Below are 12,559 nucleotides of genomic sequence, written 5' to 3' on the forward strand. Positions count from 1 at the left end.
GCCTACCGCGAGCGGCGCCTATTTCTTTTCCATAACGCACTGGAGAGGATGTTGGTGCTTGCGGGCAAAGTCCATGACCTGCGTCACCTTGGTCTCGGCGACCTCGTAGGTGAACACCCCGCATTCGCCCACGCCGTTCTGATGCACGTGCATCATGATCCGGTAGGCGTCCTCATGGCTCTTGTTGAAGAACCGCTCCACCACGAGCACCACGAATTCCATCGGGGTGTAGTCGTCGTTGAGGAGGAGGACGCGGTAGAGGCTGGGCCGCTTCGTCCGCGGCTTGGTGCGGGTGATGATGGCGGTATTGGAGCGGTCGTCGCCCCCGGGCTCCCTCGAACCCGTGGCCTCGGCCGCGAACGTCGTCCGCGCGTGCTCCGTACCCATCATGGGGACGCGTCTCATATCCGTCGAACCGATCCCTTGAGGCTCAGCAGACCATCCCCCGAAGCGCGCCTGCGATCGGTGGAATCGGCGATGTCCGACCGAACCTTCGTCGCTCAATCCGCAATCTACAGACCGTGAGCCGACTTCGCCAGACGCCTGCGCGCTCGTGTCCGCACTTAGGATCCCCCGCGCGCCTGCGTGGACCGGTCCGGTGCGGCAAAGCACGTCGGGGGGCCGCATCATGGATCACGCCGGAACCCGGCCGGACGGCGTGCGGCCCGGCGTGGGGCCGGGGCTGGGACGAAGGGCAGCGTCATCGGGCGCCTCCCGGGCACGGACGTCCCGCGCGAGGAGGATACCTTCGCGCCGGGAGCCTGAGCCGAGTTCGTGAGCTCCATTCCCCCGGCGTCAAGCCTCGAAGCCCGTTGGACGAAAAGCATTCAGTGCCGATCCGATTAACCCGCCCGTAACCGCTCAGCCGCATGGTTCTGGGGATACGGACGCACCACGACGACGGGCGTCCTCAAGGGGGCGGGGGCCGGTGCGGAACCGGCAACGGCAAGGGCGTTCGGGCGCATGCGTATGGTTCTGGTTCCCAGCCTCACGGCTCGCGCAGCCCCGGCTGCGCTCGTCGCGGTGGCGGTTCTGACGGCGCTCTCCACCCCGGCCGATGCCCGGCGCGGGCGGCACCACCGGCATGCGGCCCATGCGCGGCACGCGGCGGGTGGCGGCTACAACCCGCCCTACGCGGCGATGGTCGTCGATGCCAAGACGGGCAAGACCCTCCACGCCGTGAACGAGGATGCCCTGCGCCACCCGGCCTCGATCACCAAGGTGATGACGCTCTACATGCTCTTCGAGCAGATGGAGCGGGGCAAGTTCGCCCTCGATTCGGAACTGACCATCTCCGCCCACGCCGCCGCCCAGGCCCCCTCGAAGCTCGGCATCCGGCCCGGCCAGACCATCACCGTCGAGGATGCGATCAAGGCGATCGTCACCAAGTCGGCCAACGACGTGGCCTGCGCCATCGGCGAGAACATCGCCGGGTCCGAGGAGCGCTTCGCCGAGATGATGACGGCCAAGGCGCACTCCCTCGGGATGAGCCGGACCCACTACGCCAACGCCTCCGGCCTGCCCGATCCGGAACAGCTCACCACCGCCCACGACCTGACGATCCTCGCCCGGGCCATCCAGGACCGGTTCCCGCGCTACTACCGCTATTTCCAGACCCGCTCGTTCGCCTTCCGCGGCCGGGTGATCGGCAACCACAACCACCTGCTTGGCAACGTCGAGGGCGTGGACGGCATCAAGACCGGCTACACCCGCGATTCCGGCTTCAACCTGATGACCGCGGCGAAGTCCGACGGGCACCAGATCGTCGCCATCGTCCTCGGCGGCCGCTCGGGCGCCAGCCGCGACCAGATCATGGCCGGCCTCGTGCGCAGCAACCTGCCCAAGGCCTATGCCGGCATCCGCACCGCGCCCCCGGTGACCGAGGTCGCCGAACGCGCCCGCCCCGCCGTGGTGGCCGACGCGGTCTCCCGCACCCGCACCCAGGTCGCCTCCGCGGAGGACGAGGACGTCGAGACCACGAATTCGACGGGCGAGCCCCTCGATATCTCGCCGGGCCGCACGACCACCCCCGGCTCCGCCCGGGCGTCGGGCCCGCAGGCCCTGCCGCGCGCCGCGCAGGCCTATGCCGCCCAGGCCGTCCAGCCCGCCTTCCCCGGCACCGGCAAGATCTCCGCCCGGGTCGGCTCGAACGAGCGCGACGATCCGCCCAAGCCCCTGGCCGGCCAGAAGGTGACGCCCTCCGCCTGGGTGATCCAGCTCGGCGCCATGGACGACGAGGACAAGGCCCGTTCCATGCTGGCCCAGGCCCGCGCCAAGGTGGGCGGGTCCCTCTCGAAGGCGGCCCCCTATACGGTGAAGGTCGAGCACGGCGGCGCGACCCTCTACCGTGCGCGCTTCTCCGGCTTCGGCGAGCAGGAGACGGCGCAGGATGCCTGCGTCGCCCTCAAGCGCAGCGGCTTCAGCTGCTTCGCCACCCGCAGCTGACGCCGCGGCGGAAACGGCCCCTCAAGACATTTCGTTTAGCATCATCAGGTCGCCCGCAGCCCGGAGGTTGCGGACGATGACGGAACCGGCGTCCGCTCGGCGGCGCCGACGAGTCGAACGCAACCTGGCAACGCGCGTGGAGTTCAGCGATGTCGGTTCAGCAATCGGTCCCGGGCCGCATTGACCCGCGCCGCCCCCTCAACGCTCCCCCCCTGGTCGGGGTGGGCGCGCTTCATGAGCGTCCGGTGGGCCGACCGGATCTCCTGAGTGGACGCCCCGCGCTCAAGCCCCAGGATCTGGTACGCCTCCTCCTGCGTCATCGCCCCTGGCTTCGCCGGTCCGCCCGCCCGCGGGTCGCGATCTCCCTCAGCGTCTACACGCCATCCGGGCGCCCGGCGGTCGAGATAAGCCTCTAGGATCGCCGCGCCCTCCGGGTCCTCGGCGCGGCACACCTCAAGCAGGGCCATCAGGGCGGGCAGGTCGAGCCGGTCGATCCGCGCCCCGCCGAACGGACCTGACCGGACCCGTCCGTCCGCGAAGCTCCCGTCCGGCCGGATCGCGATGTCGATGAGCCGGGTCCGGAGCCGCCGCTCCGGCGGCGCGCGGGACGGCACGAGCGCGCGCAGGCGACGGCCCAGCCCCTGCGGCCCTTCGAGGCTCCACATCCCGCCGATCCCGAGGAGGGCGGCCAGCAGCAGGTTGCCGTGCAGCAGAAGCATGCCCGCCCCGGCGAGCGCGGCCCAGCCGGCGACGAGGTGGCGCGGGAAGGCGGCGACGGCCGCGCCGAGCCCGCCGTGCTTCTTGGTGAGCCACCACACGGCGGCGCAGCCGATCAGTCCCAGGGCGAGCAGCATCAGCGGGTCACGCCGTAGTCGGCGCCGACCCGCCCGCCGACCCGCACCGACAGGCCGTTCCCCCAATCGCGGAACCCATCCGCGCGCCGCGCGGGGGCGGAGGCGGCCCGGCAGGCGGGGAGGGCGGGGAGATGCGCCCCCTCCGGCAGGTCGCCGGCACAGAGCTGAGCTCGGGTGGGGCGCTCCGTCGCGAGGCCGCCGCCGGACGCGAGCACGGCGACGAGGAGAAGGGCGAGGCGCGTCACAGCCGGTTCTCCGCGACATCCGTGGTGCCGACGCGGACCTTCCGCAGGCGGCCGTCCCGCAGGACACCCAGTTCCACCGTCGCGCCGATCCCACCCTCGGCGATGGCGGCCGTCAGGTCGGCGAGGCGGTGCACCTCGTTCCCGCCGGCCGAAACGATGATGTCGCCCACGGTGCCGGTCTGCGGATCGACGCCGCGCAAGCCGGCCTGCGCGGCGGGCGAGCCACGCAGCACCCGCAGGACGACGACGCCGTCGATTCCCAGCCGGGCGGCCGTGGCCTCCTGCCCGGCGATGATGCCGATGCCGGGGTTGCGCACCCGCCCCGCCCGGATCAGCTCCGGGACCACCCGGTTCACCACGTCCACGGGGATGGCGAAGCCGATGCCCGCGCTCGCCCCCGAGGGCGAGACGATGGCGGTGTTCACGCCGATCAGCCGCCCGGCGGAGTCGAGCAACGGCCCGCCGGAATTGCCGGGGTTGATCGCCGCATCGGTCTGGATCACCCCCGACACCTCCCGGCCCTCGCTCGTGGGCATCCGGCGCCGGACGGCGCTGATGACCCCGGTGGTGAGGGTGTGGTCGAGGCCGAACGGGTTGCCGATGGCGAAGACCGATTGGCCGACCTTCAGATCCGCCGAGGTGCCGACGGCCAGGGGCGGCGGCGGGCGTTGGATGCGGCCGAGGCGCAGCACGGCCAGATCGTAGGACGGCGCCATGCCGACCAGGGTGGCGGCCACCACCTCCCCCGAACTCAGCCGCACCGAGACGGAGCCGCCCGATTGCGCAGCGGCCTGCACGACATGGGTGTTCGTGACGACGTGGCCGGCGCCGTCCCAGACGAAGCCCGTGCCGGTCTGGGTGCCGCCCTCCTCGCCCTCGTTCTCGATGTCGAGGAGCCCGCGGTCCTGGGCGACGGCCTGGGCGAAGACGTGGACCACGGAGGGGCTCGCCCGCTCGAACAGGGCTATGGTCGACTTCTCCGACTCCGCGAGGTCGCCCCGGGCGGCGACGGTGCGCGGGGTGCTGGCGGAGTACAGCAGGGGTGTGACGTAGGGCTGCACCACGGCGAGCCCGAGACACAGCAGGACCAGCGCGAGCACGAGGCGTCGGGTGCGGTCCGGCACAGGGAACTCCGAGGCGTCGGGCGAAGCGGCGGGTGGCAGGCTCGGCCTTAAGTGAGCGTTCAGCTTCGAGGCGTCAACAAGTCCCCGTCCCCCGATGCGAGCCCTGCCACAGGAAGGGGCGCGTGTCGGAACAGCTAACGGAATGGTCATGTTTCGGGTGTGACAATCCTCGCAAGTGCAGTCGACTGATCGAGCGCCCAAATCCAATGGTGGCTTTCTAAAGCAGCCACATCATCGCCGCGAAGGCGGCGATGTCAGGAAATGTGGCGCGATGTGATCTCAAAGCCGCCGCAGTGAAGCGTGTATTGCGAACGTAAGATCGGCCGCAGCCCCAGCCGGGACCGCGGCGGGGCAGCGTTCGACGTGACGTCAGCGTACCACCAAAGGAAGAGTTGAAGGACCATGGAAACCGAAGCCCTCGAACGGCCCGCCGACCTGACGATCTGGCGCACCATCCCGGCGACCGCGCCGATGGCGCAGCCCGAGCGGTACGGCACCCTGCGCGAGGCGATCGCCGCCGCCGCGGGCGCCCTCACCGACCCGGCCAAGCAGCCCTGGATCATCACGGAAGAGGGCGAGATCCTCTCGCCGAACTGGATCCGCACGTACCTGAACTGACGGACGGGGATTGCGGGGACGGCGATCCCGCCCCGCGCCCTCCGCCTACTCCGCCGCGTCCTGCCGGCGGAAGCCCTCGATTCCCTGGTGATCGGGGTTGATGGCCTGCAGCGCCCGCCGGGCGGCTTCCAGCGGATGCTCGGACTCGATGCGCACGGCGCTGAGGTCCGGGCTCTTGTAGACCGTGACGATGGTGTCCATCACCTCGGTCAGGGTGGTGCGCTTGTCCTCCGGCGCCGCGATCAGCAACTGCAGGCCCCAGGCCCGGTAGAGATCGACCAGCGCCTGGCTGTTGCGCACGTCGAGCTTCGAGAACGCCTCGTCCAGCAGGCACAGCCCGAGCCCCGGATGCTCCGCCCCCGGCCGGTCGCCGGGATAGTAGGCGCTGGCCAGCGAGGCCGCGATGGCGACGTAGAACGGCGCCTGCGCCTCCCCGCCCGAACCGCGCAGGGCCCGGGCCGACATGGTGGTGCGGTTGCCCGCCTTGTCCTTCATGCCGATCTCGTAGACGAAATAATTGCGGTAGTCGGCGAGCCGGCTCGCATCCTCCTCCCCCGCGATCAGGGCGGTGATCTCGGCCAGCGCCGCCGCCATCGGCCCCTCGACCTCCCCGGTCAGCAGCGCCTGCGCCGCCTCGGGTGAGCGGGCCGCCTCCACCGCCAGGGCGTGGACGGCGGCGTAGCGCCGATCCACCGCCGCCTCGAAGGCGTAGGTCTGGCCGGTGAAGGACCGGGCCGACAGCCGCTCGTTGAGGGCCGCCAGCCGGGTGTGGACGCGCTCGAACCGGTCCGCGAGCCGGGCCAGCAGGTCCTCGGTCATCAGCCGCCGCATCTCGGCCTCGGCCCGGGCCGCCTGATCGCGGTAGCGGCGCAGCTCGTGGCCCTCCACCGCCTCGTATTCCCGACGGACCCAGGCGAACCCTTCGATGGCCGCCACATCGCCCGCCCGGAGGGGGTTCTCGATCCGCCACGTGGCGCAGGCTTCGGCGAGTTCGCGCTCGGCGACGCGCCCGTGGGAACGGGCCGCCTCCGCCGCCTCCCGGGCACGGCTGCGCTCCTGGGCCGCGAGCGCCCCGGCCCCCTTGGGATCGAGCCCCGCGAGCGCCTTGCGCGCGGCGACGACGACGGTTGGGTCGAACACCTCCATCCGCGCCACCCGGACCCGGGCCGCGTCCCCGCCGACGCACTGGCGCAGCGCCCCCCGCCGGGCGGCGAGGGCGGCCCGGGCCGCCTCGCGCATGGTGCCGACCCGGGCGCCGAGGGCGGCCTCGTCGGCGAGCATCCGGTCGAGCTTCGGTTCGAGGTCCTCCGACAGCTCGCGCAGGTAGGCGACGCGTTCCGCGTTCAGCGCGGCGATCTCCGCGTCGAGCCCGCCGGTGTCGCGCTTCTCGATCTCGGCGCGATCGGTTCGGAGGGTCCGGCGGCGGCCTTCGAGGCCGTCCAGTTCCCCGCGCAGGGTATCCACGTCGTCCAGGCCGCGCTCGATCCGCGCGCGGATCGTCGCCGCCGTACGGGCCGCCTCCCGCAGCACCGCCGCCCCGCCGCGCAGGCGCCGCGCCTCGGCCGCCGCGTTCTCGTGGACACGGCGGCTCTCCGGCGTCGGCCCGCGATGGCCGCGGGTCATCATCAGGTCGACCCCGCGGGTGATGGAATAGGCCATGCCCGACGTGGTGCGCCCGCTCGGCGCCACGGCCCGGGACAGGCGCGCGAGCTCCGCGTCGTTGCGGGCGAGGTCGTAGCCGCCGATCCGCACGCCGAGGAAGGCGCGGGCATGGGGGTCGCCCGTCTCGATCACCGACATGGCGCCGTCGTCGTCGTGGCGTGCCCGCTGCCGGGCGGTGTCGGTGGTCTTCACGAGGATGCAGCGGTGGAACCGGTCCCGGCCCGCCTGGAGCACGCCGAACGCCTCCTCCAGCCGGTCGGGCTCGACGATCAGCGCCTCGCGGGCGCGGCCGAGCAAGGCCTCGATGGCCGGGCCCCAGGTGGGATCGGTGATCTCGGCACGCTCACAGATGGCGACGGCCTCGATGCCCTTCCGCTCCAGTTCGGCGCGGAAGGCCAGCGTGTCCGAGGACAGTCGCGCCCCCGTCCCCGCGCCCGGTCGCGGGGCGGTGCGCTCGGCCTCGGCCTCGGCGCTGCGGGCCTTGAGGGCGGCATCCTCGGCCGCCCGTTCCAGGGCCTCATCGAAGGGTGCCAGGCGGGACAATCCCTCGATCAGGGCGGGCAGCGGCCCGTCGGCGCGGAGGATCTCGTCGGGCGGGGTGTCCTTGCGCAGGCTCGCCCGGGCGCAGGCCTCGGCGAGGCGGGCCGCCTGGGGGGCCACGGGCCGGAGAGCCGGCGCCACCGATTGCAGCCGGGCCATCTGGCCGACAAGGGAGACGAGGTCGCCGACCCGACCGGCGAACTCCTTGCGGTCGCGCTCCAGCATGGACAGGCCGAGGTCGGCGGCGGTGAGGCGGTCGCCCGTCGCCTGCCCGGCCTTGAGGGCCTTCTTCTCGGCGATCTCCCGGTCGATCTCGCGCACGAAGCCGCGGCTGTCGGTGACGCGCTCCCGGGCGAGGCAGAGGGCGTCGGCCCCCTCGCGCAGCTTGAGGCGGACGGTGGTGAGGTCGAGGGTCCGCCGCCGCAGCTCAGCCACCGCGGCCCGCAATTCGTGCTCGGCCGAGGCGACGACGGCCTCGCCCCACGCCTCGTAGCGGTCGCGCAGCCGGCGCAGGCGCACGAGCCGGGCCTCCATCTCGCCGAGGGTGTCGAGGAGCGACTTCCAGGTGGCGATCGACTGGCGGACGCGGTCGACGTTCAGGGGCTCCGGGTCGAGGACGAAGGCCCGCACGAAGGCGCTGGTGTCGAAGATCGGCTTGAACGCCACGGCGTTGGCGAAGCTGCGCAGGAAGTGGCGCGGCTCCGGCGCGGGGGCGCCCTCCCGGAGCGCCCCCAGGAGGTCGGCGGTGAAGCGCTCGCCGGAGGTGCGGTATTCGGTGAAGCTCTCCGCCCGCGCCCGCAGGTCGGCGGCGATCTCGGACCAGGGGGCGGTGTAGGTGCCGGCCTCGTTGCTGCGGGCATAGTCGGCGATGGAGAACCGGTGGCCGATGGCGATGAAGCGCGAGAGGACGCTCTCCTTCGCCTCGTCCGCCCGCGCCGCCAGGGCGAGGCCGGCGGTGACGACCCGGCCCGAGGACGGGTTCTCGAAGGTCAGGGACAGCACCGTCTCGCAGGCTTCCCGCGTCGGCCGCCCGCCCTCGGCGGGGTCGCTGATCCAGCCCAGGCAATAGTCCCGCACCGTCCGCGCGCTGCGGCCCGAGGCCGAGGCGTTCAGGGCGAGTCGGCTGGCGTTGTTGCCGGCGAGCACGGTGCCCACGGCGTCGAAGATCGTGGACTTGCCCGCCCCGGTGGGCCCCACCAGGGCCGCGGCACCCCTGATCCTGATCTGCTCCCGGCGGATCAGGTACCAGTTGGAAATCGCGATGTCGGTCAGAAGGTACAAAGGGTGCAATCCGCCCGCCGGCCTGGGGAGCCGGACCAGTTGGCCGGAGTCGCGCCGCGACGCAAGGGATAGCATTCGGGGGAACCGCTCGACATTTTGTCGTTTATGGACGACAGAGGGTGTGCTGACGATCCGCCGGACAGATGCCTTCCAACGCTGGCTCGACGGGCTTCGCGATGTCCGGGCGCTCGCGCGAATCGCGATGCGTCTCGACCGACTGGCCCTCGGCAATCCCGGCGACGTGAGGGCGGTCGGCGAGGGCGTGCGCGAGATGCGGATCGATGATGGGCCGGGCTACCGCGTCTATTTCGTCCAGCGCGGAAGCGAGGTGATCGTGCTCCTGTGCGGCGGGGACAAGTCCAGTCGGGAGCGGGACATCGCCCAGGCAAAAGACCTTGCGAGGGAGGTGTGACGATGCCGGTTGAGACGCCCCCCTACGACAGCGCCGAACACCTGCGCACGCCGGAGCATATCGCGGCCTATCTCGATGCCGTGCTCGAAGAGAACGATCCCGCACTGCTGGCCCATGCCCTCGGCGTGGTGGCGCGGGCGAAGGGCATGACCGAGGTGGCGGAAGCCGCCGGCCGGTCCCGCGCGCAGCTGTACCGGTCCCTGTCGGAGGACGGCAATCCGCAACTCGCAACGGTGATGAGCGTGCTGAAGGCATTGGGGTTCCGGTTGAGCGTTCAGCCGGCCGAGCGAAACGAGCCGGAGGCCGCCTGAGGCGACTCACCCCCGCGCATCGGCCCAGCCCCGCAGCCGTTCCATCCAGGCGTCGGAGGCGATGACCGTGAGGCCGGGCAGGAGGGCGAGCGGCGTGACGCGCTCGATCCGGTCGCGCTCGCCGAGCTTGAGGCCGCCGCGCCGGGCGAACAGGCGCAGGATCTCGCCCAGGCGCCCCTCGTCGGGCGGGTCGTTGCGGGCGGCGGTGCGGATCTTCTCCACGATCTCGTCCGTGGTGCATTCCACGATGCCGTCCGTGCCGACGCGGGCATCCCGCAGGCCCTCCTCGTAGAGCAGCCGCAAGGCGAGGAGCACCAGAGTCTCGTCCTTGCGCAGGCGCTCCCCGGCGATGTCGTAGCGGGGGGCGTCCGCCGCCGGGCTCAGGGACACCATCTGGTCCCGGTGGGCGACGGTCAGGGCATAGCCGAGGCAGGCGAAGTAGTCGGTGAAGAAGGGCGCATAGTGCCGGGCCAGCTCGTAGGCCCGGCCGATGCCCGGCGTATCGGCATAGACCACCTGCGCCTTCAGCATCACCTGAAGGGCGCGGATCAGCTCCTCCGCATCCGGGGCGCGGGCACCGGGGGGAGGGGGCTCGTCGCCGTCGATGATGGCGCGGAACGGTTCAAGCACGGCTCGCCTCCCCCGGCCGCCGCGCCACGACGAAATCCGGGCAGTCGAGCCAGCCGTTGGCCAGACGCTCGGTGAGGTGGGTGACGGCGTAGGCCCCCGCGAGCTGACCGTCGAACAACAGGTCGATCTCCCGCAGGCGTTGGAACACGACGAAGTCGTCCACGTCGGCGATGGCGATGCCCGAGCCCCGCAGGGGCCTCCCGCGGGCGAGCTCCGCCTCCACGAAGTCGCGCATCCGCTCCGGCGTCACCGTCACCCGGCGGCGGAACTCGGCCTTGGCCGCGGCGAAGGCATCCACGGCGGGGTCCACGTCGAGGTCCGGCAGGGCCTCGATGAAGATCTCGGCCCGGCGCGCCCGGGGCGATTGCAGGTGCGCCTCGCCCAGCGGCGGGCGCAGGAGCGAGAGGTCCGCCGGCACGTCCGGGGCCTCGTCCGCGTCGCCCACTGCCTGGAGCAGCCCGGCGATCCGCTCCACCGTACCGGGGTCGGGGGCCTCCGCGTAGCGCAGGGTCGCGCCGATGCGGCGCTCCAGCCGGACGACCACCGCGTCCACGGCATCGAGATGGCCATCGACGCCTTCGAACACCGCGAGGATCTGCGTGAGGTCGGCGCGCACCGCCCGCTCGCCCGCGGGGAGGTCCGCCGCCCGGCCCTCGCGCACCGCCCCCTCGGCCAGGGCCCGCACGCCGAGCGCGTCGCCCAACGCCCGGTGAGCGAGGCGCACGACGCTCGCCCGGAAGCGGAACGGGTTGAAGCGCGTGTGCAGCGTCCGGTAATCGCGGATCAGGTGCCGCTCCACGAACTCCTCGAAGAACAGGCGGAAGGAGGCGGCCCGGTCGGGCTCGCGCAGGATCCGCTCCTCGACCTTGCGCATCCCGGCCGCGAGGCCGCGGACATGGGCCAGGAACCCGTCGGCGGCCCGCGCCGCGTTGGCGAGGGATTCGGACCGGTTGGCCGGATCGGCCAGGGCCGATTCGAGGCCGCCCAGCACATCCAGCACCGCGCCGCCGTAGGAGCGCGTCTCGCCGCGTTCGAGGCGGGACAGCTCCTCCAAAAGCAGGCGGGCCTCCGGGTCGAACTCGACCACGGGCACGTAGCGTTCCCGGCGCTCGATCAGCCAGCCGGAATCGAGCAGCCGGCGGTAGGGCACGGCCCTCCGCTCGGTTGGGTCGGGCGGGACCGGATCGTCCCCGTGGACGTCGGGATCACCCCAGCCGGCGGCGAAATCGCCGATCTCGGCCAGGAGCTCGGCCTTGCGCACGGGCTCGGCCCCCAGCACCCTTCGGTGCAGGTGCAGCAGCAGGGCCGCGTTGAAGGCCCGGCTCGGCGAAGCCAGAGGCCGGAAGAGGTCGTCGGACAGCTGCGCGAACAGCATCGGACCGCGGACCGGTACGCGCGCGCAGCCGTTCGGCTTACTTCGCGCCGAGGAGCTCGACGTCGAAGATCAGGGTGGCGTTCGGCGGGATCACGCCGCCGGCACCCCGGGCGCCGTAGCCCAGCTCCGGCGGGATGATGAGGGTGCGCTTGCCGCCCTGCTTCATCGTCATCACGCCCTGGTCCCAACCCTGGATCACCTGGCCGGCGCCGATGGTGAAGGAGAAGGGCTGGTTGCGGTCGCGGGACGAGTCGAATTTCTTGCCCTTCTTGCCGTTCTCATCGAGCCAGCCCGTGTACTGGACGGTGACCTGCTGGCCGGCCTTCGGCTCGGGGCCGGTGCCGACGACTTCGTCGTGGTACTTCAGCCCGGTGGGGGTGGTGACGGTCTCGGCGGCGTTGGCGGATGCGGTCATGGCGATCAATACGGCTCCGGCGGCAAGGGACAGGCGGGGCATGGGATCTCCCTGAGCCGGCATCGTGGGGCGCCGGCCTTCGGGGGCTTCTAGTGCCCGGCACGGGCAAGAGGCAATGCGGGGCGGCGATTCCCACGCCCGCGGCGGCATCGGGCGCCGCCTGGGGATAACTGCCCGTTAAGGTTTTCCTTCAGCCGCCGTTCAAGCGCGGGGCGCCAGCTTGGCCGTGCGTTCCGCGCCAGGAACGTTCGCTTTGGATCACCCGCCGCATGCTCGCCTCGTGGGCACTTTCCGCCACCGTCCAGGCCGGCCCCGAACCGGAGCCGCCGCCGCGGCACCCGATCCTCACCAGCATCCTGCCCGCGTTGGAAACCGCCTTCGGCGTCGAGCATCCCGCGCTGTTCCCGGAGGCGATCGCCGCCCTGGTCGAACGGCTGACCGAGCGGCTCAATACCGTCCCGGACGAAACGGAGTTCGCCTCGGTCGTGTTTCTGGAAGCCGCCTGAGGGGTACACGTCTCGCGCCCGATGGATGGGAAGCCCCGCCCCTGGCCATCCGTGCGGGTGCGGTGAAGGCATCGAGGGCAGCCGGCGCGCGTCCGACCGGGGCGAATCCCCCGGTCGTCTCCCTCCCCACAGAGTCACGTG

Annotated in this window: 13 protein-coding genes; 5 read left to right on the forward strand and 8 right to left on the reverse strand. The window is 72.1% G+C overall.

Features of this window, described 5'->3' with window-relative positions; genetic code table 11:
• Positions 1–18 precede the first annotated feature (18 nt).
• On the reverse strand, positions 19–390 hold the full coding sequence (gene clpS, locus MKK53_RS24795; RefSeq protein WP_409564413.1) for an ATP-dependent Clp protease adapter ClpS: 372 nt from the start codon (positions 388–390) through the stop codon (positions 19–21).
• 573 nt (positions 391–963) lie between these two features.
• Here clpS and MKK53_RS24800 point away from each other — a divergent pair.
• Positions 964–2,445, forward strand: a complete 1,482-nt coding sequence (locus MKK53_RS24800; protein ID WP_243931641.1) for a D-alanyl-D-alanine carboxypeptidase — start codon at positions 964–966, stop codon at positions 2,443–2,445.
• 143 nt (positions 2,446–2,588) lie between these two features.
• On the opposite strand, the gene MKK53_RS24805 is transcribed toward MKK53_RS24800, so the two are convergent.
• Genes MKK53_RS24805 through MKK53_RS24815 form a run of 3 tightly spaced genes read right to left on the reverse strand, consistent with a single transcriptional unit; the run spans position 2,589 to position 4,668 of the window.
• Positions 2,589–3,299, reverse strand: coding sequence for a DnaJ domain-containing protein (locus tag MKK53_RS24805; protein ID WP_243931643.1), 711 nt, complete (start codon positions 3,297–3,299; stop codon positions 2,589–2,591).
• On the reverse strand, positions 3,299–3,544 hold the full coding sequence (locus MKK53_RS24810) for a hypothetical protein (protein ID WP_243931646.1): 246 nt from the start codon (positions 3,542–3,544) through the stop codon (positions 3,299–3,301). Before MKK53_RS24810 ends, MKK53_RS24805 begins: the two co-directional genes overlap by 1 nt.
• Complete coding sequence (locus MKK53_RS24815; RefSeq protein ID WP_243931648.1) at positions 3,541–4,668, reverse strand: S1C family serine protease; 1,128 nt, start codon at positions 4,666–4,668, stop codon at positions 3,541–3,543. Before MKK53_RS24815 ends, MKK53_RS24810 begins: the two co-directional genes overlap by 4 nt.
• Before the next feature lie 402 nt (positions 4,669–5,070).
• Between MKK53_RS24815 and MKK53_RS24820 the strand changes: the two genes are divergently transcribed.
• A complete protein-coding gene (locus tag MKK53_RS24820; protein ID WP_243931650.1) occupies positions 5,071–5,286 on the forward strand; it encodes a hypothetical protein in 216 nt (71 codons plus the stop codon).
• 45 nt (positions 5,287–5,331) lie between these two features.
• Here the strand turns inward: MKK53_RS24820 and MKK53_RS24825 are convergent, their stop codons facing one another.
• Positions 5,332–8,769 carry an SbcC/MukB-like Walker B domain-containing protein gene (locus MKK53_RS24825; RefSeq protein ID WP_243931652.1) on the reverse strand — a complete coding sequence of 1,146 codons (3,438 nt, stop codon included), beginning with the start codon at positions 8,767–8,769 and terminating at the stop codon, positions 5,332–5,334.
• Between the two features lie 121 nt (positions 8,770–8,890).
• On the opposite strand from MKK53_RS24825, the gene MKK53_RS24830 reads away from it, so the two are divergent.
• Both MKK53_RS24830 and MKK53_RS24835 read left to right on the forward strand, forming a co-directional pair.
• Positions 8,891–9,181 (forward strand): type II toxin-antitoxin system RelE/ParE family toxin, encoded by a 291-nt coding sequence (locus tag MKK53_RS24830; protein ID WP_243931654.1) that lies wholly within the window; start codon positions 8,891–8,893, stop codon positions 9,179–9,181.
• A 2-nt stretch (positions 9,182–9,183) separates the two neighbouring features.
• The gene (locus tag MKK53_RS24835; RefSeq protein ID WP_243931656.1) at positions 9,184–9,492 is read left to right on the forward strand and encodes an addiction module antidote protein; all 309 of its coding nucleotides are present in this window, start codon (positions 9,184–9,186) and stop codon (positions 9,490–9,492) included.
• Positions 9,493–9,498: 6 nt separating this feature from the next.
• Here the strand turns inward: MKK53_RS24835 and MKK53_RS24840 are convergent, their stop codons facing one another.
• From MKK53_RS24840 to MKK53_RS24850, 3 genes are read right to left on the reverse strand one after another with little or no spacing between them, the layout of a single operon-like run.
• The gene (locus MKK53_RS24840) at positions 9,499–10,122 is read right to left on the reverse strand and encodes a DUF4194 domain-containing protein (protein ID WP_243931658.1); all 624 of its coding nucleotides are present in this window, start codon (positions 10,120–10,122) and stop codon (positions 9,499–9,501) included.
• Entirely contained in the window at positions 10,115–11,497 is a 1,383-nt protein-coding gene (locus tag MKK53_RS24845; protein ID WP_243931660.1) for a Wadjet anti-phage system protein JetA family protein, read from the reverse strand. Before MKK53_RS24845 ends, MKK53_RS24840 begins: the two co-directional genes overlap by 8 nt.
• 37 nt (positions 11,498–11,534) lie before the next feature.
• Positions 11,535–11,954, reverse strand: coding sequence for an FKBP-type peptidyl-prolyl cis-trans isomerase (locus MKK53_RS24850; protein WP_279599229.1), 420 nt, complete (start codon positions 11,952–11,954; stop codon positions 11,535–11,537).
• A gap of 227 nt (positions 11,955–12,181) precedes the next feature.
• Here MKK53_RS24850 and MKK53_RS24855 point away from each other — a divergent pair, with 227 nt between their 5' ends.
• The gene (locus tag MKK53_RS24855) at positions 12,182–12,418 is read left to right on the forward strand and encodes a hypothetical protein (protein WP_243931662.1); all 237 of its coding nucleotides are present in this window, start codon (positions 12,182–12,184) and stop codon (positions 12,416–12,418) included.
• Positions 12,419–12,559 lie beyond the last annotated feature (141 nt).

The sequence above is a fragment of the Methylobacterium sp. J-076 genome (assembly GCF_022829405.1).
Lineage (GTDB): Bacteria > Pseudomonadota > Alphaproteobacteria > Rhizobiales > Beijerinckiaceae > Methylobacterium.

Excerpts from the sequence above, each read along its gene's own strand:
- MKK53_RS24850 (WP_279599229.1), bottom strand. The coding sequence starts at position 11,954 with ATGCCCCGCCTGTCCCTTGCCGCCGGAGCCGTATTGATCGCCATGACC.
- MKK53_RS24820 (WP_243931650.1), top strand. The coding sequence starts at position 5,071 with ATGGAAACCGAAGCCCTCGAACGGCCCGCCGACCTGACGATCTGGCGC.
- clpS (WP_409564413.1), bottom strand. The coding sequence starts at position 390 with ATGATGGGTACGGAGCACGCGCGGACGACGTTCGCGGCCGAGGCCACG.
- MKK53_RS24800 (WP_243931641.1), top strand. The coding sequence starts at position 964 with ATGCGTATGGTTCTGGTTCCCAGCCTCACGGCTCGCGCAGCCCCGGCT.
- MKK53_RS24855 (WP_243931662.1), top strand. The coding sequence starts at position 12,182 with ATGCTCGCCTCGTGGGCACTTTCCGCCACCGTCCAGGCCGGCCCCGAA.
- MKK53_RS24845 (WP_243931660.1), bottom strand. The coding sequence starts at position 11,497 with ATGCTGTTCGCGCAGCTGTCCGACGACCTCTTCCGGCCTCTGGCTTCG.
- MKK53_RS24805 (WP_243931643.1), bottom strand. The coding sequence starts at position 3,299 with ATGCTGCTCGCCCTGGGACTGATCGGCTGCGCCGCCGTGTGGTGGCTC.
- MKK53_RS24835 (WP_243931656.1), top strand. The coding sequence starts at position 9,184 with ATGCCGGTTGAGACGCCCCCCTACGACAGCGCCGAACACCTGCGCACG.